The 21,586-nt window shown below is 42.9% G+C and carries 21 protein-coding genes, 1 tRNA gene and 1 riboswitch; of the genes, 13 read left to right on the top strand and 9 right to left on the bottom strand.

The genetic code is table 11. The annotated features are described in order from the left end of the window. Nucleotides 1–36 precede the first annotated feature (36 nt). The 3 genes from ilvA (at nt 37) to clpB (ending at nt 5,085) form a co-directional block, all read left to right on the top strand. Nucleotides 37–1,263, top strand: a complete 1,227-nt coding sequence (gene ilvA, locus ACZ42W_RS11100) for a threonine ammonia-lyase (protein WP_464170782.1) — start codon at nt 37–39, stop codon at nt 1,261–1,263. A gap of 102 nt (nt 1,264–1,365) precedes the next feature. Next, complete coding sequence (locus ACZ42W_RS11095) at nt 1,366–2,289, top strand: diacylglycerol/lipid kinase family protein (RefSeq protein ID WP_464170781.1); 924 nt, start codon at nt 1,366–1,368, stop codon at nt 2,287–2,289. A gap of 201 nt (nt 2,290–2,490) precedes the next feature. Further along, nucleotides 2,491–5,085: an ATP-dependent chaperone ClpB gene (clpB, locus tag ACZ42W_RS11090; protein ID WP_464170780.1), complete on the top strand. Its 2,595-nt coding sequence runs from the start codon at nt 2,491–2,493 to the stop codon at nt 5,083–5,085. A 180-nt stretch (nt 5,086–5,265) separates the two neighbouring features. Here clpB and ACZ42W_RS11085 read toward each other — a convergent pair whose 3' ends face one another. Further along, entirely contained in the window at nt 5,266–6,708 is a 1,443-nt protein-coding gene (locus ACZ42W_RS11085; protein WP_464167791.1) for an IS4 family transposase, read from the bottom strand. Between the two features lie 456 nt (nt 6,709–7,164). On the opposite strand from ACZ42W_RS11085, the gene lpdD reads away from it, so the two are divergent. The 3 genes from lpdD to ACZ42W_RS11070 all read left to right on the top strand — a co-directional run bounded on the left by lpdD (nt 7,165) and on the right by ACZ42W_RS11070 (nt 9,731). After that, nucleotides 7,165–7,587 carry a prenylated flavin chaperone LpdD gene (lpdD, locus tag ACZ42W_RS11080; protein WP_464170779.1) on the top strand — a complete coding sequence of 141 codons (423 nt, stop codon included), beginning with the start codon at nt 7,165–7,167 and terminating at the stop codon, nt 7,585–7,587. A gap of 35 nt (nt 7,588–7,622) precedes the next feature. After that, nucleotides 7,623–9,398, top strand: a complete 1,776-nt coding sequence (locus tag ACZ42W_RS11075) for a UbiD family decarboxylase (RefSeq protein WP_464170778.1) — start codon at nt 7,623–7,625, stop codon at nt 9,396–9,398. An 87-nt stretch (nt 9,399–9,485) separates the two neighbouring features. Beyond that, nucleotides 9,486–9,731 carry a putative signal transducing protein gene (locus ACZ42W_RS11070; RefSeq protein ID WP_464170777.1) on the top strand — a complete coding sequence of 82 codons (246 nt, stop codon included), beginning with the start codon at nt 9,486–9,488 and terminating at the stop codon, nt 9,729–9,731. 74 nt (nt 9,732–9,805) lie between these two features. On the opposite strand, the gene ACZ42W_RS11065 is transcribed toward ACZ42W_RS11070, so the two are convergent. Then, on the bottom strand, nt 9,806–10,306 hold the full coding sequence (locus ACZ42W_RS11065; RefSeq protein ID WP_464170776.1) for a DivIVA domain-containing protein: 501 nt from the start codon (nt 10,304–10,306) through the stop codon (nt 9,806–9,808). Nucleotides 10,307–10,545: 239 nt separating this feature from the next. Here ACZ42W_RS11065 and ACZ42W_RS11060 point away from each other — a divergent pair, with 239 nt between their 5' ends. Both ACZ42W_RS11060 and ACZ42W_RS11055 read left to right on the top strand, forming a co-directional pair. Next, the gene (locus ACZ42W_RS11060; protein ID WP_464170775.1) at nt 10,546–10,755 is read left to right on the top strand and encodes a hypothetical protein; all 210 of its coding nucleotides are present in this window, start codon (nt 10,546–10,548) and stop codon (nt 10,753–10,755) included. Between the two features lie 13 nt (nt 10,756–10,768). After that, nucleotides 10,769–10,966 (top strand): spore coat protein, encoded by a 198-nt coding sequence (locus ACZ42W_RS11055; RefSeq protein WP_464170774.1) that lies wholly within the window; start codon nt 10,769–10,771, stop codon nt 10,964–10,966. Between the two features lie 113 nt (nt 10,967–11,079). On the opposite strand, the gene ACZ42W_RS11050 is transcribed toward ACZ42W_RS11055, so the two are convergent. The 7 genes from ACZ42W_RS11050 to ACZ42W_RS11020 form a co-directional block, all read right to left on the bottom strand. Continuing rightward, nucleotides 11,080–11,700 carry a sigma-70 family RNA polymerase sigma factor gene (locus ACZ42W_RS11050; RefSeq protein WP_464170773.1) on the bottom strand — a complete coding sequence of 207 codons (621 nt, stop codon included), beginning with the start codon at nt 11,698–11,700 and terminating at the stop codon, nt 11,080–11,082. Nucleotides 11,701–11,831: 131 nt separating this feature from the next. Beyond that, entirely contained in the window at nt 11,832–12,293 is a 462-nt protein-coding gene (gene ribH, locus ACZ42W_RS11045; protein ID WP_464170967.1) for a 6,7-dimethyl-8-ribityllumazine synthase, read from the bottom strand. Between the two features lie 95 nt (nt 12,294–12,388). Then, nucleotides 12,389–13,591 carry a bifunctional 3,4-dihydroxy-2-butanone-4-phosphate synthase/GTP cyclohydrolase II gene (locus ACZ42W_RS11040; protein WP_464170772.1) on the bottom strand — a complete coding sequence of 401 codons (1,203 nt, stop codon included), beginning with the start codon at nt 13,589–13,591 and terminating at the stop codon, nt 12,389–12,391. A 28-nt stretch (nt 13,592–13,619) separates the two neighbouring features. Next, entirely contained in the window at nt 13,620–14,267 is a 648-nt protein-coding gene (locus ACZ42W_RS11035; protein ID WP_464170770.1) for a riboflavin synthase, read from the bottom strand. After that, entirely contained in the window at nt 14,268–15,368 is a 1,101-nt protein-coding gene (ribD, locus tag ACZ42W_RS11030) for a bifunctional diaminohydroxyphosphoribosylaminopyrimidine deaminase/5-amino-6-(5-phosphoribosylamino)uracil reductase RibD (protein WP_464170965.1), read from the bottom strand. Between the two features lie 182 nt (nt 15,369–15,550). Further along, nucleotides 15,551–15,664: riboswitch (FMN riboswitch) on the bottom strand. Between the two features lie 120 nt (nt 15,665–15,784). Continuing rightward, the gene (locus ACZ42W_RS11025; RefSeq protein ID WP_464170768.1) at nt 15,785–16,318 is read right to left on the bottom strand and encodes a GNAT family N-acetyltransferase; all 534 of its coding nucleotides are present in this window, start codon (nt 16,316–16,318) and stop codon (nt 15,785–15,787) included. Nucleotides 16,319–16,411: 93 nt separating this feature from the next. Next, nucleotides 16,412–16,488 (bottom strand) — tRNA-Pro (locus ACZ42W_RS11020). 220 nt (nt 16,489–16,708) lie between these two features. On the opposite strand from ACZ42W_RS11020, the gene ACZ42W_RS11015 reads away from it, so the two are divergent. The 5 genes from ACZ42W_RS11015 to cooS all read left to right on the top strand — a co-directional run bounded on the left by ACZ42W_RS11015 (nt 16,709) and on the right by cooS (nt 21,583). Next, entirely contained in the window at nt 16,709–17,566 is an 858-nt protein-coding gene (locus tag ACZ42W_RS11015; protein ID WP_464170767.1) for a DegV family protein, read from the top strand. Between the two features lie 24 nt (nt 17,567–17,590). Further along, on the top strand, nt 17,591–18,016 hold the full coding sequence (locus ACZ42W_RS11010) for a (deoxy)nucleoside triphosphate pyrophosphohydrolase (protein ID WP_464170766.1): 426 nt from the start codon (nt 17,591–17,593) through the stop codon (nt 18,014–18,016). A 101-nt stretch (nt 18,017–18,117) separates the two neighbouring features. Beyond that, nucleotides 18,118–18,318 carry a hypothetical protein gene (locus tag ACZ42W_RS11005; protein WP_464170765.1) on the top strand — a complete coding sequence of 67 codons (201 nt, stop codon included), beginning with the start codon at nt 18,118–18,120 and terminating at the stop codon, nt 18,316–18,318. 401 nt (nt 18,319–18,719) lie between these two features. Continuing rightward, nucleotides 18,720–19,484 (top strand): ATP-binding protein, encoded by a 765-nt coding sequence (locus tag ACZ42W_RS11000; protein WP_464170763.1) that lies wholly within the window; start codon nt 18,720–18,722, stop codon nt 19,482–19,484. An 80-nt stretch (nt 19,485–19,564) separates the two neighbouring features. Further along, entirely contained in the window at nt 19,565–21,583 is a 2,019-nt protein-coding gene (gene cooS / locus ACZ42W_RS10995; protein ID WP_464170761.1) for an anaerobic carbon-monoxide dehydrogenase catalytic subunit, read from the top strand. Nucleotides 21,584–21,586: the final 3 nt, after the last annotated feature.

The raw sequence follows: 21,586 nt of genomic DNA, 5'->3' as shown, positions 1-21,586 counted from the left end.
GACTGTTTGCTTATACTATGGGTTAGGAGCGTTAACATGCCAGAATTACTCACCATAAAGCAGATCTTAGAAGCGCGAAATACAATTCAACCCTTCGTTCATCGGACGGTACTTGATCATTCTACGACATTTAGTTCCCTGACCGGAGGAGAAATCTACCTCAAGATGGAGAACCTACAGAAGACGGGTTCTTTTAAAGTTCGTGGAGCAGCGAATAAAATTGCCAACCTCTCTCTAGAGGATAAGAAAAAAGGAGTTCTTGCTGCTTCAGCTGGGAACCATGCCCAAGGCGTTGCCATGGCTGCGTCAAGAGTTGGTATCTCGGCCACAATAGTTATGCCAGAAGGTGCACCACTCACGAAGGTCTCAGCTACTGAAGGGTATGGCGCAAAGGTGATCCTCTCGGGTTCCGTCTATGATGATGCGTATCAAAAGGCTGTGGAGGTTCAGTCCGAAACAGGAGCAACATTTATACATGCCTTTAATGATTTGGATGTAATGGCTGGTCAAGGAACAATTGGTTTAGAAATTATCGAGGATCTTCCAGAGGTTGACACCATCCTTGTTCCCATCGGAGGAGGAGGGTTAATCGCCGGAATCGCTGTCGCCGTGAAATCTCTAAATCACAAGGTTCGAGTCATTGGGGTTGAAGCAGAAGGTGCCCCCTGCATGCTGCATGCTTTGCACCTCGGAAAACCTGCACCTCTGGAACAGGCAAGTACATTAGCTGACGGAATTGCTGTCAAGTGCGCAGGAGACCTCACCTTCCCAACCGTTAGCGACTATGTTGATGACATCGTTACAGTCGGAGAAGAAGAGATCAGTGAAGCAATCCTTACCTTGATGGAACGTACGAAGAGCATTGCTGAAGGAGCAGGGGCCGTAACTATCGCAGCAGCTCTCCAGCGCAAAGTGGATTTAACTGGAAAGAATGCCGTACTTATCCTAAGTGGTGGAAATATCGATGTTAATTTCCTCGCACAGATTATTGAACGAGGGCTTAGACGCTCAGGGCGCTCCATGATCTTTCAGACAATACTACCTGATAAGCCAGGAAATCTTGAAAAAGTACTCGAGCTGATCGCCCATGAACGTGGCAATGTCGTTACCGTTGAGCACTCTCGCTACGACTTACGCATTCCATTACGGTATGCCCGTGTAAGTATGACCTTGGAAACTCAGAATTTTGAGCACCAACAACGAATAATCAAGCGATTAGGAAAAGCGGGCTACCCGGTGCAGATGATTACAACTAACCCCTAAGAAATTGTCCTTCTTAAAAAGGGTTTTCTCTCCAGGATGCAGAATAGTGTCATTTTAGCAAGAAAAATCCTATTTTACATAATAAAGCTGGAGATAGAGACTATGAATGAAAAGCCCTGGTTTGCGATTGTAAACCCCGCCTCCGCAAACGGACGAACGGGGAAAGAGTGGCCTGGAATCCTAAAACTTCTGAATAAAAACGGAGTGGACCTCAATTATGCGTTAACTACCTGCCCAGGAGAAGCCACTGAATTGACTCGGCGAGCTTTACGTGATTTTAACCAGATTCTATCTGTAGGGGGAGATGGAACGCTCAATGAAGTAGTGAACGGCTTCTATGAAAACCAATCCCTGATCAACCCAGAAGCAAGCCTTGGAATTCTTTCTCATGGAACGGGAGGAGACTTTCTCCGCTCCTTGAACCTTAGTCGGGGCATTAATTCCTTTCTTGAAGTACTACGCCGAGAACGGATTGTCCCCATCGATTGTGGGCAGGTTCAATATATGAACTCCCTCGGTACGATAGAACATCGATATTTTCTAAATGTCGCCGATGTTGGGTTAGGCGGAGAGACTGTAACAAGGGTTAATCACCATAGTAAATTTTTTGGGGGTAAACTATCCTTTCTATTTGGAAGTTTAGTGAGTATTTTTGCTTACCGTAATAAACACATGAAATGCATCCTTGATGGAAAGGTCATTGTCAATGAGCGCATTAATAGTATTATGGTCTCCAACGGTCGGTATATCGGTGGTGGAATGATGATCGCACCAGATGCCGATTTTTCTGATGGCTATTTTGATGTCGTCATCCTTGGGGATTTTACACCCCCTGAACTTTTACATCATTTGCCTAAAATTTATCGAGGGAAACATCTTCACGTTCCCGGTGTGGCTGTGTATAGAGGAAAAAACGTTATAATTCAATCAGATCCACCTGGACTTCTCGATCTTGACGGAGAGCAGCCAGGCTGCACTCCTGTTCACTTTTCCCTTATACCCGGGTCGATCCAAATCTGGACCTAAATTTTTATCTAATATCCCCAAAAGTGACTACCACTTTTGGGGATTCCTCTTTTCAGGCAAGCAGTCAGATTAGCTTTAGTCAGATATTATTTTAGTCAATAAAGGTCAAATTTCGGTCTGACCTTTATTGACCTTAGACTTATTGAAGATTATAATAATATCAAGAAACCATCTAACACAAGCCCAAAGGAGTGATCTCAGATGTCTTTTGACACCAACCGTTTTACCCAAAAATCGCAAGAAGCGATTATTAGTGCCCAAAATATGGCCGAGAGAAACGGCAATAGTCAAGTGGAGCCTGAGCATCTGCTGCTCTCTCTCCTTGAGCAAGGGGAGGGCGTCGTTCCCCAAGTGCTCACAAAATTGAACCTTGCCGTAGGAGCTTTGGCACAAAAAGTGCGTTTGGAAGTTAATCGTTTTCCACGCATGAGTGGGTCCAATGTCCAACTTATGATTTCTCCTCGACTAAGAACACTATTGGTTTCTGCACATGATGAGATGGAAACCTTTGGTGATGAGTTTGTAAGCACTGAGCACCTTTTACTCGCGATACTCGATCGAGCTGGGGGAGCTGCTGAGAAAATTCTCAAACAAGAAGGTCTGAATCGTGAAAAGCTGCTTCAAGCCCTTCGTGAAGTTCGAGGCACACAACGAGTTACGAGCCAGACCCCAGAAGGAACCTATCGCGCTCTCGAGCAATATGGTCGGAATCTCGTTGAACAGGCCCGTCGTGGAAAACTTGATCCAGTGATTGGCCGGGACGAAGAAATCCGTCGGGTTATCCAAATTCTTTCAAGACGGACGAAAAACAACCCCGTACTCATTGGTGAACCGGGAGTAGGGAAAACTGCGATTGTCGAAGGCTTAGCTCAACGAATTGTTCGTGGGGATGTTCCTGAGTCGGTTAAGGGCAAAGTAGTCATTACTTTAGATATGTCAGCTCTTATCGCTGGAGCAAAATACCGGGGAGAGTTCGAAGAACGTCTGAAAGCTGTCCTTAAGGAGATCCAGGACCGTGATGATGTAATTCTCTTCATCGATGAACTTCATACAGTCGTAGGAGCGGGTGCAGCCGAAGGCGCGATGGATGCAGGTAATATGCTAAAACCTATGCTCGCTCGTGGAGAACTCCACATGGTGGGTGCAACGACTTTAAAAGAGTATCGAAAATACATTGAAAAGGATGCTGCCTTGGAACGCCGTTTCCAGCCTGTCATGGTCGGAGCTCCTACTGTTGAGGATACAATCTCAATCTTACGTGGATTAAAAGAACGCTATGAAACCCATCATGGTGTTAGGATCACCGACGGAGCCATTATTGCAGCAGCAGTTCTTTCGGACCGATATATTAGTGATCGTTTCCTTCCTGATAAGGCGATTGATCTTATCGACGAAGCTGCAGCTCGTATGCGAATGGAGATTACTAGCGATCCGTTTGAACTCGATCAAATCAAGCGCCGAATGATGCAACTTGAGATTGAGCGAGAAGCTTTGAAGAAAGAAAAAGATGAGGGAAGTAAGGAACGACTCGGCAAGATTGAGGAAGAACTTGCTAACATGAAAGAAGAAAGAACCGCGCTCGAAGCTCAACTTCAAGGAGAACGAGAAATACTCAATCGGATTCACGAGTTAAAAGAGGAGATCGATAAGACTCGGACAAAGATGGAACAAGCTCAACAAATCTTCGACTATAATAAAGCAGCTGAACTCCAGTATGGGGTATTGCCAAAGCTAGAAAAAGATTTAAGCTCCTTGGAAGACCAGCTTCGCACCCGGAAAAATACCATACTCAAACAGGAAGTTGATGAGCAGGATGTAGCAGAAGTGGTCGCCAAATGGACAAACGTACCCGTCACGAAACTCATAGAAAGTGAAATGGAAAAGCTCGTTCACATGGAAGATCGGATCCACGAACGAGTGATAGGACAAGAAGAAGCTGTTCATGCCGTTGCTGATGCAGTTCGTCGCGCCCGAGCCGGCCTCCAGGATCCGAACCGTCCACTAGGCTCATTTCTTTTCCTTGGACCGACTGGAGTTGGTAAAACAGAACTTGCCAAAGCACTTGCTGAATTCCTCTTTGATGATGAGCAAGCCATTGTCCGTATCGATATGTCGGAATACATGGAAAAGCACACAGTTTCCCGTTTAATCGGAGCTCCTCCAGGCTATGTAGGTTATGAAGAGGGAGGACAACTCACGGAAGCCGTTAGACGCAAGCCCTATAGTGTCGTACTCTTTGACGAAGTAGAAAAAGCTCATGGGGATGTTTTTAATGTCCTACTGCAACTTCTTGATGATGGTCGTTTAACAGATGGACAGGGCCGAATGGTTAACTTCAAAAATACTGTCGTCATTCTCACGAGCAATATTGCCAGTCCTCTCATTCAAGAAATGACCAGAACGAGGGCTCCCCAAGAAGAACTTCGTTCAAAAGTAACAGCGGAACTAAGAGGGTACTTTAGGCCAGAATTTTTAAATCGACTCGACGAAATTATAGTGTTCCATCCGCTAGGAGAAGAACACATTCACCAAATCGTTGATCTTCAGCTTAACCAGCTCCGCAAACGCCTTGCTGAACGTAAGATCACCCTTGACTTAACAAAATCTGCACGCAGTAGATTGGCTTTAGAAGGATATGATCCAGTCTATGGAGCTCGCCCCTTGAAACGGGTTATCCAACAACAGCTTCAGAATCCCTTAGCGATGAAACTTCTCCAAGGAGAGTTTCACGAAGGTCATCATCTGCTCGTGGATACAAATCCTAAGGGAGAATTTCAATTTAGTCTATCCGATTAATTCCTTATGAGGCCTGCATCAGATAAAAGATGCAGGCCTTTTCGAAAAACCAATAAGCAATCCACCAGTTTTTTTCGTTCCTCTTAAATAATATTAACTTAAGTTTCGCACCCCGAAAGCTCGACTTACGTGGGACGAATATTTAAAATTCGACACTTTGTTTTTGCGGATTATTCCAACTCAGCATGCCTTTTCAATCCTTTTTAACTGATTTGTTAGAAAAGAATCCTCAAAAAGTTCTTTTATGTACTGATACTCACTGGAATTTTTAAATTCCAAAATGTCCACAAAACCATGCTCAGCCATCTCAGCGATGATCACTTGCAGTAACTCTTCAAATAAATCCCAGAGTCTTTGGGCCAAGTTTTTTTCGAGTAACTCGTCTTTAATCACATGAAATACCCCGCCTAATGACTCATACGCGTTTACTCGGCGAAAATAAGCCAGAAGGACGTAGAGAAGATAACAGGTTGACACATGGCCTATCTGGGCATCAAAATCTCTGGATTGACAAGACCCCAATTTCAGATGTTGCTTCGCTTCTTTGAAAAATACCTCAATGGTCCAGCGGATGGAATAGATCTCCATCATACTTAAAAAGGACAGCGATGTGTCTGTGGAAAGGAATAATCTCCATTCTTTTTGATAGGGGAAACGGCAAAAGTATAGTTTAACTTCGCCTATCCCTTCATAAGTCACCATAACCTCAAAATAGCGGGTATTCCGTTTACGACAGCGTTTTTCCTTCCTCTCTTTTTTCAATGTTTTGAGCAACTCCTGCGCATTCAACGATTTTTCATTATAGGTGTATTTCCGCCAGTCTTTCCGGACTCCACAGATGACATGCATGGATTGGTTGTCCAGTTTTCGAACGGTTTCAATAAATTCTTTACTGCTAAACCAGCTATCCACTAACACATACTTTGCTCTAAATCCCTTTTTAAGAGCACGTTTAAGCATATTCAAACCGTTTGTAATTTTGTCGATTTTGCACTCGCGAATCCGTTTGGCGCCACAAGATTTGGGATTTCGCTGCTTTTTAAACTGCTCTTTCCGGTGTCTTGCCTTTTTTAAGCGTTTTTCAGAGTGGAGGCTAAAGTCAAGGGGGATGGTGCTCTTTCCATCGAAAAAGCCAAGAGTCAAGTTTTTGAATCCTAATGTATTGCTTTTCCTACTCGTAACATGGTCGTGAACAATGGAGATTTGTTCGATTTTCTTTCCGGTTTTAGCCTCAGTTGTGTCGTCTAGGATAAAGGCTGAATTACTCGCCACTTCCTTGTTAGGATTCACCAATTGCTGGAACTGTTTGGCTACAGCAAGAAGCAACGATCTCCAAGGCATTCTTTCATCATTTTTAAGGCGGTAAATGGTATCCTTTTTCATTGCGGTAACCTTTTGGAATTCGCTCTTATACAAGGCGTTCACACTTTTCAGCAACATCAGGGGTAACACCATGATGAGCGTGATGACTTCCGAAGCACTATAGCCATCCTTTTTATTGAAGCCTACTTGGCAACAAAGTGTTTTGAACTTGAAAGTTTTCATCACATCGAATATGATGTTGTTAATTGAATAGCCATGTGTATTAAGAACGTTTTCAATTTCTTTGACAGGTTTCCGCATGATAACACCTCGTTTGGTAGTTTTTTGTCGTCAACAAAATTATACCAAAACCCAGTGTTCATGCGGAATTTTTATGTCTTTACCCCTATTTTTAGGGGTGCGAAACTTTAGTATTAAAATACAAAACGTCAAAACTTGCACGTAAAGTTGTCTCGTTATAAACTATACATAAAGATTACCAATTAGATACCAACTTTGAGTGTATAATTTCTCTCACTCTATAGAAGGATGTGTGTAAGTGAAAAACAAGAGATCAGAGTTGATAATATTCGGTATTGTCGCGGTCTTTGTCTTCTTTTCCAACCGTTTGGATCCCAAAATAACTCTAACCATTACTGGGATTTTGTTAGTGGGTATATTTATCTATAGGGCTATATCAAATAAAAAAGAAAAATGATAATATCCGATACGGCAACTGTGGAAATGAGATAAGCATAAATTGTAATGAGGTATCTAATGAATAACACTTCACAAGCAACTCATAATAATGTTCAAAAAAATCCATCGTGGTCTTTTCACAGCGGAGAAGGTCGTTGTTATCTTTCACTATCCCTTTGGGATACTGGTGCTGGCTTGCATGGTTTACTAATAGGGGGGGAGGAGCCCCATGTTGGTGGAGTAGCCTTAGCTGTTCCTAGACCAAGCTTGACCGGTGAAGGATGGAGTAGTGATTGTTACCTTATCCCTGTCCCTAAGCATAAAGATATTGAGCTTGCTAGCCCTCTAGCAGAGCTGCTGGCTCGAGTCGTCTGTCAACCGGTTGTCATAACGGCAGGCGTACACACTGATGCCTTAACTACTGATGAACTTAGTGAAATTCGGGAAAACTATAAGCAGCTCACAGAGCGTGTGTTACTCAAACTTTCTCGATTAACATAGAATAAAAGCAAAGACAGTGAGGTTGAACCTAATACATGCATAAGAATTTACGTGCATTTCTAGAGACATTACGCAAAGAAAAACTCCTAATAGAAATCGACACTGAGGTTGATCCCTATCTTGAATTAGCGGAAATCCATCGTCGTGTTATTGAGGAAGAAGGACCAGCCCTACTCTTCAAGCGGGTAAAAGATAGTCCCTTTCCGGTCGTTACGAATCTTTTTGGTACTCGTGATCGAGTTGATCTAGCGATCGGACCGAAACCAGAAGAAACTGTCAGACGTGCAATTGCTGCTCTAGATCGCCTTCTCCCACCTAAGCCTTCTGTTCTTTGGCAAGAAAGAGATTGGCTATTATCCCTGACGAAAGTAGGATTAAACTCTGCAAAATCAGGACGGGCACCTGTCCTTGAAGTTAAAGCAAACGATTTTGATCTTCGAAAACTACCAGCACTGACGACATGGCCAGAGGATGGTGGCCCCTTTGTAACTTTACCACTCGTCTATACTGAGCATCCTGATACCCATCAGCACAACCTGGGCATGTATCGAATCCAGATTCACGGACCGAAACAAACCGGAATTCACTGGCAAATTCAAAAGGGAGGAGGCTTTCATTACTTTGAAGCGGAGCAAAGAGGGCAGGATTTACCAACCACATTATTCTTGGGCGGCCCGCCAGCGCTAACTCTATCTGCAATTGCACCCTTGCCAGAAATGCTACCTGAGCTTTTATTTACCTCCTTTCTCATGGGAGAAAAACTCCCTAGAACTTCTGTCTCCGATCATCCCCACCCCTTAGTTTCAGAGGCTGAATTTGCTTTCTGCGGGATTGTCCCTGCTCATATCCGGAAACCTGAAGGACCGTTTGGAGATCATTACGGTTATTACTCCTGGAAGCACGACTTTCCGGTCTTTAATATTCATACAGTGTATCATCGGAAAGATGCGATTTATCCGGCCACAGTAGTAGGGAAACCGCGGCAGGAGGACTACTTCGTCGGGGAGTATATGCAATCCTTACTTTCTCCACTGTTTCCCCTCGTAATGCCAGGAGTGAGATCCCTCTGGACCTATGGAGAAACCGGTTTCCATGCCCTTGCTTCAGCTATAGTTCGTGAAAGCTACCATCGGGAAGCTTTATCGACTGCCTTCGCAATCCTTGGGCAAGGACAGCTTAGCTTAACAAAGTTTCTGTTACTTACTGATGTTCCCTTGGATCTTAAGGATTTTCGTACGCTGCTCGAAAACGTGCTCGCCCGTTTTGAACCAGAAAGCGACCTCGTTATTTTTCATGAAACTTCGATGGATACACTCGATTACACCGGGCGGCGCCTCAACCACGGTAGTAAAGCAGTTATGCTTGGATTAGGAGAACGAAAACGAAACTTACCAAGCGAGTACACCCAAGGGCAAAACCAGCTTCCTTCAGGAACTCATGCTGCTAAGGTATTTTGTCCGGGGTGTCTAATGCTCACTGGCCCTCGCTTTGAAGAAAGACCAGAATGGGCAGAATCCATAATTCAGGATTTGAATTTTGAATCTTTCAATGAGTGGCCACTGATTATTCTCGTTGATGATCTGGATCTTGCTACAACCGCCGCAGGCTTTCTCTGGCAGGTGTTTACTCGCTTTGATCCAGCCCACGACATCTACGCTCAATCGGAACTTCGCCATCATCGCATAATCTACCATGGGCCGATCTTGATTGATGCTCGTATGAAACCTGATTATCCTGGAGAAGTCATTCCACTTGATGAAACCGTTAAACTTGTGAATCAGCGCTGGAAGGAGTACGGAATCAAGTTCTAAGTCTATCCTAGGTTTCGGTCTTATTAAACGCTACTATTTAACGTCTTTGGGTAAAAGGAAAGGTAAAGAGGAAAGGGGAGAAGAGTGATGTGGGATTTACTGATCAGTGTGACTACAGAGATTGAGGCAGATATCCTTATCGGTCTACTTGAGCAAGAAAACATCCCTGCTAGAAAGATCTACCCTGGAATTGGCAACCTTAAAGCATCTTATGGGTTAATGAGTGGGGTAGATGTCTATGTCCCCAATCAACTAATCCTTCAAGCCAAAGAACTATTGAGCTCATCCACTGAAGAAAGTCTCACCTTTGAACGTGATGATAACAAAGACTAGATCATCATCAAGAGTAATAAAAATCCCCTGAAACCAGACTTGAGTTTCAGGGGATTTTTTGCATTTCGGGCAAATTAACCTTCTAACACATTTCGAAGTAATTCGAATTGTAGTTCTGCTTTTTCCATAACTGCTTCGAGAACGTCCTTCTGGGTTGCTAGATCTGAGATTCTTCCTTCCAATTCACTAAGCAACTCTGTTTTCAACGAAAGTGTTTCTTCTAACTCTAAGACTTTCTTCTCAAGTTGAAGCTGAGTATCTGTTATGAGAGCCTCTGCATCGCTTTTCGCGTTTTCTAAGACCTGTTGAGCAGAACGTTCTGCCTCATCTCTCACTTGATTTGCAACGCGCTGTGCACTGAGAAGGGCATCCCGTAAATCAAGTTCCATCTTCTCATAGGCTTTCAAACGGTTACCCCATTCGTTATTCTGCTCACGCAAGCTATTAATTTGGAGGCGAAGTTCACGATTTGATGCATTTGCCTCGGCTAAATTACGATGGCATTCATCCCAAGCCTTATCCACTTCCTCAGGATCGTATCCTCTCATGACGCGCTTAAAATTTGGTAGTTCCAAAATCCCTTCACCTTCCTCTTGAAGATTCTATATTCTCAGTTTAGCACGTTCGCGATTTTTCGCATAGTGTAAATAATTATCCCCAAATATCTTCAGAAAAGTTTTCATTTTATAACGATGTGACTTAAACTCTTCTTAAATCAATTTTTCGAATAAGTAAATGTATAAATTAGGCACTTTCTGCACATTATTAAAATGTAAATTTTGTTGCAAAAAAATTTTAGGGGGGAAGATTAAACATGAATCTAAATGAGGCCGAAACCAAAAAAATATTAGATGAAGGTATGCTCACCCGTAGCCTGATCGAAAATGAAGTCGCAATGAAAAAGTGCCACCACTACAGTGAAGTAGCTAGTGATCCAACCATTAAGGCCTTTTTCAAAGATCAAGCAAAAGCACTTGAAGATGTCATGGGTTATATTAGGAGCGGTTTTACCAATCTGAAATAAGGAGGAAAATGCAATGAATACATTTTCAGATCTTGATATGTTATATGATTATGAAAAAGATGTAGCGAGTGCTGCCATGGGCTATATGACACTGGCTACACGGGCTCATCATGCGGGTCTACGGGATCGTTTCTTAAAACTCGCAAACGAAGCGACTGACGCACATTCTAAAGTTAGTAAACTCATTAGCAAAGCTGGCGGAATTGCCTAACTGAGTTTCATTGAAAGTCTAATAGGCATAAAAAAGGAAGGGAAATGCTATCACTAGCAATTCTCTTCCTTTTTTTTGAATCCTTAGTAAATACTTACTTAAGTTAATAGACTTTACCCGGCCACTTGACGTGAGCGGAAAGCCAAGGTTTTGCGACGGATTCTTTGTATCGCGTTATCCAAAGATTTTGGGCTTAAGCCCAAATATTGAGTTACTTCTCGCTGTTTCATCCCTATAAGAAAATGGTAACGAAAGACAGTAAGTTCCAAGTCTGAAAAGCCGCGGGTGAGTTCCTTTAAAAAGGAACGAGTTTCATCCAAAGCAATAATTGTCGTCTCGGGATTATCAACATTCGAAATAGTGTTAATGAAGCTTTCATCCTGGTCATCAGACAAGGGGGTGTTTAAGGAGAACGCATCATTAAGATTCAGGTGTTTCTGTCGGTTATGCGCTCTCAGGCTATCTATGAGTTTCCGCTTAATGACCATACGTAAGAAATGGAGAAAGGGGATTTGTGATTTAGGGTTGTATGACATAATTGCTTTAAATATTGCTATACGACCCTCTTGCAGCAAGTCTTCATATTCTGCTCTGGGTAAAAAGTATTTACAGGCAATTTTTCGAATTTCGGGCTCATAGAACTCAATAAGCCAATTCAGTGAGTCCTGATTACCTGAGCGCGCTGCTTCAAGCTGAGTTGAAGTATTTGTATTGGAAACATTTTTTGAAGTCAAGCGCTCATCTCCTTATCAAAAGATTTCAATCCACCTTAAAAGTCTAAGGAAAAGGTAGTCTTTTGACAAGGAACATTTAATGGATTATATCCCATCATGTTCCACTCAAACATTTTTTAGTTCTTGAAGGCTTAAAATTGTTTAAGTAGATTGACCGTCTCAATAGCTGTAATAGCAGCATCAAAGCCTTTATTACCCGATTTAGATCCAGCGCGTTCGATTGCTTGTTCGATTGTATCTGTCGTAAGAACTCCAAAAACTACAGGGAGCTTAGTTACTAGCCCAACATGAGCAACACCTTTACTTACCTCAGCACTTACGAAATCGAAATGCGGTGTCGCACCACGGATGACGGCTCCAAGGCAGATTACTGCGTCGTATTTATTCGTTTCAGCCATTTTTTGTGCTACCAAGGGAATCTCAAAAGCACCCGGTACCCAGGCAATCTCAACATCTTCTTCTGAAGCACCGTGACGACGAAGAGCATCAAGAGCTCCTCCTACGAGTTTATTTGTAATGAATTCATTAAAACGCGCAACTACAATTCCAAACTTTAATCCTTCTGCAACTAATTTACCTTCATACGTCATCATCATTCATCTTTCCTTTCAAATGCAAATACTATTTAATTTATTGCTAGAACACAATCTATCCGACGGTAACAGCAAACCTTACTACAAAGTGAAAGTTACCGAACACCGGATAAATAATGACCCAGTTTCAGTTTCTTCGTTGATAGATAACGTTCATTTTCCGGTTTGGCAGACATTTCCATCGGTACTCGTTCGTGAACCTCTAGCCCATACCCTTCGAGACCAACGATCTTACGTGGATTATTGGTCATGAGATTGACTTTCGTAATTCCTAAATCGACGAGGATTTGAGCCCCCACACCATAGTCCCTAAGATCAGCCGGAAATCCTAAAGCTAGATTCGCTTCAACCGTATCTTTACCTTCTTCCTGCAGCTTATAGGCCCTGAGTTTATTTAAGAGTCCAATCCCCCGACCCTCTTGACGCATATAAAGGAGTACGCCACGGCCTTCTTGTTCAATTTTTTCTAGTGCTGCTGAAAGTTGGTCCCCGCAATCACAACGACGAGAATGAAAAACATCACCTGTCAAGCATTCTGAGTGGACACGAACAAGGACCGGCTCCCCATCATCAACCTCACCTTTTACTAAGGCAAGATGTTCCTCACCATCGAGTAAGCTTCGATAGCCTACTGCTCGGAAATCACCAAAGTCGGTAGGGAGGTGGATACTTTCAACTTTTTCAACTAACTTTTCTCTTTGTCTTCTATAATGAATTAAGTCCTTAATGGTAATAAATTTTAACTTATGCTTTTCGACAAACTCCATCAAGTTCGGAACCCTTGCCATTGTTCCATCTTCATTCATTATCTCACAGATTACTCCAGCGGGTTCCAAACCTGCCAATCGGGCCAAATCAACAGCGCCTTCCGTGTGGCCTGCCCGAACTAGAACTCCGCCTTCACGGGCTTTTAGTGGGAAGATATGCCCTGGGCGATGCAAATCCTCAGGCCGACTCTCAGGGTTCATCAAAATTTTAACAGTAGCTGCTCGTTCATGAGCAGAAATTCCAGTGGTGCTCATGACACCATCCACACTTACAGTGAACGCTGTACCATGAGGATCTGTATTGTTTGTTACCATAGGCTCTAAATTCAGGGCTTGAATTCTTTTAGCTGTCATGGGTACGCAAATCAATCCACGGCCATACGTCGCCATGAAATTGATGGCTTCAGGCGTTACTTTTTCAGCCGCCATAAGCAAGTCACCTTCATTTTCACGATCCTCATCGTCAACGACGACGATCATTTTACCTAGTCGGATATCTTCGATTGCTTCATCAATAGTGTTGAATTTCATCCATTTTCACTCCAATCATCAAAATAGTCTAACCTAAAAATCCATGTTCTGATAAAAAACTCATGGATAAATCTTTCTTTGGTTCTTCAGTCTTCTCCAAAAATTGGGCCACGTATTTCCCAATCAGATCCGTTTCCAGGTTTACCGTGTCGCCTACCCCTTTGAAGCCCAAGGTCGTTTCTTGCCGAGTATGGGGAATCAAGGATACGGAAAAGCCTTGTGCCATAATATCAACGACAGTGAGCGAGATTCCGTCAATGGCAATAGAGCCTTTAGGCAATACATACTTTAGGAGGGAAGAGGAAGTTTTTAACTCGAAGACCCTGGCTATTCCTACCGGAGTAATGCGTTGAATTGTCCCAACTCCATCCACATGTCCACTTACGAGGTGACCTCCGAGACGAGTGGAGAGTTGAAGGGCTCGCTCCAAATTAACCCGACTTCCACGGCTGCATTGTTTAAGATTCGTCTTGTTGAGGGTCTCCGCCATCACATCTACCGTAAATAAGTTTCCATGAAGTTTAACGACTGTTAAACATACTCCATTGACAGAGATACTATCTCCAATCTGAGTTCCTTCGAGAACTTTTGGACCCTCGAGAGTAAGCTGAGCAGAATCAGGAAGGATCTTTAGGTCAGCCACTTTTCCTAATTCTTCAACGATTCCAGTAAACATTTAATCACCTCTCTTATCGTCGGAGCCATTCGAATACCTCACTTTGGCGCGTACCCTAAGATCTCCAGTTGTTAAATCTACTTCTAAGATTTCCAATGGGATGGCTTCAGACATCAGACCAATTTGGAGACCGGATAGGGGAGAGGGGCCTTTGCCTCCAATCAGCTTCGGAGCATAAAAAAATTCAAGTTCATCAATCAGCTGTGCTTGAAGCAGTGCTCCAGCTAAACCACCCCCGCCTTCTAGTAAGACACTATTCCAACCCCGAAGGACCAAGTCTTGTAAAACGTTCTCTAAAGGAATCTTGCGAGGCGTTTTATATCTCCAAATTTCTACATTTGGAAAAGCCTTGAGCAAATTTAATTTTTCGTCTGGAGCAGAGAGGGAAGTCGCAATTATACAGGGAGCTGATGATGAAGGAGAGAAAATTGCAGATTCAAGAGGGATCCGTAATTCTCCATCGATGATCACACGTACAGGATCACGACCACCTGGAATGCGACTGGTCAGCGCTGGATTATCCTGGATTACTGTTTTACTTCCCACCATAATCACATCGACTTGATTCCGCAATCTATGTACATACGCTCGTGAGGCCTCATTGGTAACCCATTTTGAGTCCCCAGTTTCTGAAGCAATCTTCCCATCGAGAGTTAAAGCTGATTTGTAGAACACATAGGGAAGACCTGTTTGTATTGCTTTAAGAAATCCACGATTGAGCTCTTTGGCTTCCGCCTCCATAAGCCCAATATCAACCTGAATTCCTGACTCAAGCAACCGAGCGATTCCTTGCCCACGAACAAGGGGATTCGGATCGACCATCGCAACGACAACACGTTGAATGCCTGCTTTAATCAGAGCATCGGCGCAGGGTGGGGTCCTCCCAAAGTGCGAACAAGGTTCTAATGTGACATAAGCAGTAGCTCCTTGAGTCTTGCCTTCAGCTGCTCTTAATGCATGTACCTCTGCGTGCGGTGTACCTGCCTTTTGATGAAATCCTTCTCCTATGATCTCTTCATTCCGAACAAGTACGCACCCTACCATTGGATTTGGACTTGTCCGTCCTGCAGCTTGAGCTGCCAAATCCAAAGCATGTCGCATATACTGATTATCTAATTCGTTGAATGGAAAAGTCTTATCGGTTTGAAACACTATATTCACCTGCCGCTTTTCAAGCTTGATTTTTAGTTTCCCACAATCAAATATAAAAAACCCCAGAGAATAAAACTTCTCTGGGGTAACCATAAATTCACATCAAATAAAAGCGCAAAAAGCGCAAATATTTTTTCCTCTTCTCATCCAGACTTTACTGTCGGCTCCGGAAATACTCCGGATCTGCCTTAAGGCTCGCGGGCTTTACCGCCGGTAAGGAATTTCACCTATCCCCAGAGGCTTTATTCAATTTTACGTGAGGAAAACAGATTATGCTTAGCAATGCAATTTTCTATATAATACTCCAATTGTCGATTGAATTCAACCCCTCGAGTTAATACCCCACCTGCAGCAAGTTGTCTTATCTAGGATTTCGCAAGGTATTCGTCACGAAGAAGTGCCATGATAATTGCGTCCCGATATTCCCCCATAACAAAGCGAGCTTGTCGCAAACGCCCTTCGGTTTTGAAGCCCAGTTTTGAATAAGCTTTTAAAGCTCGTTGATTTCCATCCCAAGTGTCTAGACTTAGACGATGTAAATTCCATTGCAAAAAGAGATAATCAACGAGGACTTTGAGTGCATCCGTGCCATAACCATGATTCCAATATTCTTTTTCCCCTACTATAATGAAGAGAACTGCTGAGCGCGCTGGAATATTCATGTCTCTAAACCCTGTCGTTCCAATAGGTTCCTTATTTTCATTTAATATAGTAAATCGTCTGCTGTCACGTTGCGGAACAAAGAAGCGCTCTTCAATTTCTTCTTCACTCAACATAGTGCTAAGAGGCCAGCCTGCGTTCGCCCAATAATTCACCTCCTGATTGTTATACCATCGCTGAAACATTGGAATATCCTCTGCTTCAAGCGGACGAAGGAAGGTTTTAGTACCTTCTAACATTGTCTCACCCCTTCAAAATTATAATGCATATTCAAAAAACGTGCCTTCCATTCACTAAATGAAGGATGACACGTTCAAATTACATTAGGTCAATGGTCGGGGCGACAGGATTCGAACCTGCGGCCTCTTGGTCCCGAACCAAGCACGCTACCAAACTGCGCTACGCCCCGTTTGCCGAACGACTATTACTATAGCAAAATGCACCTAAACTGTCAAGCACACTTTATCTTGGGTGTTTCTTGCTAGGATATACCTTTTCAGATATACTAAGCTGAAGAATCTATACTTAATATATACCTAAAGATAATATATACCTAAAGATAAAAACAAAGAGGTCAAAAAAGGGGCAATAAACCCTTTGTGATCTAAAGGAAGAGCGGGGGAGAACAATTGAGAAAGACCGCTGTAGTCATGGATTCTACGGGTTACTTAACTCCTGATATCCTCGAAGCGAGTGATATCCGAATTGTAACATTGAATGTGAATATCGGAGAAGAAACCTTTCCAGAAGTTGAATTATCAAATAAAGATCTGTTCTATAAACTCTCCAAGATTTCAGGTAGCTCCACAACCTCTCAACCATCGGTAGGTAGTTTTTTAGAAGTTTATCAAGACTTAATTTCCTCTGGATATGAAGAAATTATAAGTATCCATTTATCACAGAATATTAGTGGTACACTATCGTCAGCCCAAATGGCTAAAGATTTAATTCTGGAATCGAAAATTCACCTTTTTGATTCCGGTTCTTCTGCCTTAGGGTTAGGCCTTATGGCTTGGGCAGCAGGGGATTGGGCTAAACAAGGACTACGTGCATCGGAAATCATGAGCCAGCTTCCACTCCTTAAGGAAAAAATAGAGCTTTACTTTATCGTTGATACCCTGGAGTACTTGCAGCGTGGAGGGCGAATCGGTGGAGCAGCTGCCCTTTTTGGTACCTTACTTCAAATTAAACCTATCCTATATTTTAATTCTAAAGGGGTAATTGACGTTTTTGAAAAAGTACGATCCAAGGGTCGCGCTTGGCAAAGAGTCTTTTCAGAACTGGAGCGGGCACTGTTATCGGGAAATCCTCATCGTATTGCTGTTTTCCATGTCGGAATACCAGAAGAAGCATCTGCTATTGCCGAAAAACTCAGCAAGGATTTTCCTGGACATGATATTCGCGTATTTGAAGCAGGGCCTGTTATAGCGACTCACGTTGGACCAGGGGCTCTTGGGCTCTCTTATCACCCTTGGCCGCTAGTCTAAGAATTCTTTTTGAGGTGAGATTCTATGCATACCGTTTCGTTTCTTGATGTCGTCGCACTCGTTTTAATTCAAGATGAAAAGGTTCTTGTTGCTCAGCGCTCTGAAAACGATCGACTAGCTTTTAAGTGGGAATTCCCAGGAGGGAAGATTGAAGCCAATGAATCTCCTGAGGCTGCATTAAGAAGGGAGATACAAGAGGAACTTGGTCTAGATATTGAGGTTACAGCTCATTTCATGACAACTGAATACAATCAATCCCCAGTGCCAATTCGTTTACATACATATTTAGCTCAACTCAAAAGTGGAGAGCCTCAAAGCAAAGTCCATCATCAGATTCAGTGGGTTCCTATACAGAATTTACAAGAACTCGATTTCGCCCCGGCTGATCTTCCCATAGTCAAAGAAGTCAAAGAAGTCATAAAATTTCAAAAGAAAAATAAGTGCTCTTAGTGGCCGTTTGCCGTCGGATAAAATTACCTCTCATAAACTGAATATCAAAATTGAACCGTGGGATGATAGCAATGGGATTATTTCCACGGAGGTGTTTTAATATGCTAAAAATCCCGCGTAGTATCCTATTGGGAGTAGGCGCAACCTATTCCAGAAACACAACCGATATCCCAATAAGATCCGAAATAGACGACTCCAATCGGTCAGATGAAGAGATCTCAGTTTCCTCACTTGTTGATGTAGAATGGGTCACCAATGCCTTAGAGCCAGATCAACAACGCGGTCCATCTGAGACCCCCTAAAATCTATTTATTTTTAAATTTATTTTACTATGAAAAGCATGACTACTCGGTTCAAAAAGCGCAATGAACCGAGTAGTTTTTTATGCAGAATTAAATATAAATTCATTATATTCATATTATTTTATTATTAAAAATATTTAAATTTATTAATATGTTTTAACCGAGAAGGAATATGTGAAAAAAGTAGCGAATACAAAACATCAATAAACTACCGTTCCCCTTCAAAAAAATACCATTGAGGGAAATTATATAATTTTCAGAATCTTTGCAGGATTTACGAAATTGATAGAGAATAGACATAAAAAGTACATTTTCATATATAAAGTAGCGATCAAGGATTATATGTTAGTTGTGAAATTCTGCTCATCATTACAACAAATTCATGATAGGAGTTGAAACCGATGAAAATTGCTATTTCTGGAAAGGGAGGCGTTGGAAAAACTACTTTTGCAGCTAATTTAGCCTACTGGCTTTCCGATCAAGGTCTGCACGTATTGGCTGTGGATGCAGATCCAGATGCCAGCTTAGGTACTGTTTTGGGAATTCCCGAAACAGTATTGGCTGAATTAAAGCCGATAGTAGATATGAAAGAACTCATCGAGCAACGCATGGGGGGCGGGGGAGCATTTTATCCTTTGAACCCTCAAGTAGATGATATCCTTGATGACTATTCCCTCATGGTGGGACCTATTCGATTTTTTCGCATGGGAAATATTAAAGGTGGCGGTACATCATGCTATTGCAAAGAAAATAGTTTTTTGCATGCATTAGTTAATTCCTTGATCCTCGGGGAAGAAGATACGGTCATCTTGGATATGGGAGCAGGAATTGAACAACTCACACGAGGAACTGCTCAGGGAGTAGATGTCTTAGTGATTATTACGGAAGCCAGTACAGTAAGCGCCCAAACTGTTCGTGTGATTCAAAAGCTTGCCCGAGAGTTGGGTATTCCGCAAATTGCTGTAGTGGGTAACAAAATACGTTCCCAAAAGGAAGTTGAATTTCTCAAAGGGCAATTTACAGAAAATGAATTACTAGGTTGGATACACTTTAGTGAAGAACTTCTTGAGATGTCGGTTAATACAGAAGACCCAACCTTTCCAAATGGTGCACCAGGTTCTCAGCTAGAAACTATCTATAGAAGCTTATTAAGGAAGGAGAGATAAATAAAACGATCTAAAAAGGTCCACTAGGTTTTGAAAAGTACCCTTTTAAGAAGGAACATTTAAAAAGAGGAGGTTAAACTATGCCAAGATATCGGGATTTGACACACACCGCCCGACCCTCAAATGCGCCGCGTGTGCTCGAACCTAAAAACCCCTTGCGCACAACTGATCCAGGTGCCTTAGAGATGTATAAGGTAGCGCAAGACATGAAGATTGAAACAGTTTTCGACCGTTTTGTTGCCCAACAGCCACAATGTGGCTTTGGTTATAAAGGAATTTGCTGTCGTATTTGCCTGGCTGGACCTTGCCGAGTAAAAGCGGAGGAGGGGCCTGCGAGCAAAGGAATTTGTGGAGCTACAGCATATACCATTGTCTCGAGGAATCTTGTCCGTATGATCGCTGGAGGGACAGCTTCACACTCTGAACATGCTAGGCATGTACTTCATACAGCTTATGAGCTTGCGGAGGGTCATGCTTCAGACTACGAAATAAAATCTCCAGCTAAGCTTCATAAACTAGCTGCCAAACTTGGAATTGAAACGTTAAATCGAGAAGATAAAGACATTCTCCTAGACGTCACCAAACTTGCTTATGAGGATTTTGGGAGATACAAAGACGAGCCGGCGGCTTTCCTCAACTCCTTCTTAACGGAGCAACGCCGCAATAAATTTAAGCATACTAATGTTATGCCGCGTTCTATCGATGGTACAGTCACTGAGCTCATAGCTCAAACCGCCCAAGGCGTTGATGCCGATCCTGTAAATATAATTTTTGGTGGCTTAAAGGGCGCTTTGGCAGATTTGTGTGGCGAGTATATCGGAACCACGCTTAGTGATGTTCTATTTGGGATTCCTGAACCTATTGTTTCCGAAGCCAATCTTGGGGTTATCAATGAAAAGATGGTTAATATCGCGGTCCATGGGCATAACCCTGTTCTCTCCGAAATGGTCGTAGCCGCTGCTCGTGAAATGAAAAGTGAAGCAAATAAAGCTGGGGCAGAGGGAGTCAATATCGTCGGAATCTGTTGTACGGGTAACGAGCTTCTCATGCGTGAAGGGGTTTACTTAGCAACATCCTCCGCATCGCAGGAAATGGCAATACTCACAGGCGCTCTCGATGCGATGGTTGTTGATATCCAATGTATCTTCCCTTCTGTACAGCAAATTGCTGATTGTTATCATACCAAAGTTGTCACTACTGAAGCTATTATGAAGATTCCTGGGGCACAGCACTTGGCCTTTAACTCCGAAAGTGCGAAGGAAGATGCGAAAAAACTAGTTAGGATTGCAATCGAAGCCTATAAGAATCGGGATCCTAGAAAAATCTCAATCTCGGGCGAACGTAACAATCTTGTTGCTGGGTTCAGCGTAGAAACAATGACTGAAATTTTCTCTAAAGTGAATCCTGATCGTCCGATATCTGTTCTTACCGATGCGATACTGAACGGCCAGCTCAAAGGAGTCGTTCAAATGGCAGGGTGTAACAACTTAAAACGTCAACAGGACGAGTCCCATGTCGCAATTTTGAAGGAACTCGTAAAGAATGATGTATTAGTTGTTGCAACGGGGTGCTCGGCAGGAGCCTTTGCTAAAATGGGCTTCATGAATCCAGAAGCAGTCGAAACGTATGCAGGGGAAGGACTTAAGAGCTTTTTGAAGACTCTTGAGGAGGCTAACCCGCAACTTACGACCAAATTACCGCTCGTCTTCCATATCGGTGCATGTGTCGATAATAGCCGTGGCATGGATCTGGTAATGGCCATGGCAAAGGAACTTGGTGTCGATGTCCCTAAAGTTCCGTTTGCTGCTTCTGCCCCAGAGGCGATGCACGAAAAAGCCGTTGCTATTGGTGCTTATTGTGTCACGATGGGAATTCCTACCCATGTTGGTACAATGCCCTACCTTGAGGGTAGTGATCTCATCTATGGAATAGCAACTCAGATTGCACACGACGTTTTTGGAGGGAATTTCATCTTCGAAGTGGATGAACAAGTAGCCGCTAAAAAGATTTTGGATGCTCTTGAATATCGGAGTTGGAAATTACGTGTTCATAAACAGGCCGCTGAGAAATTTGATACCCCCATCGCTCAAGGGTGGTAAGGA

It is taken from the genome of Desulfitobacterium elongatum (genome assembly GCF_055378975.1).
This window is presented reverse-complemented; position numbering and strand designations above follow the sequence as displayed.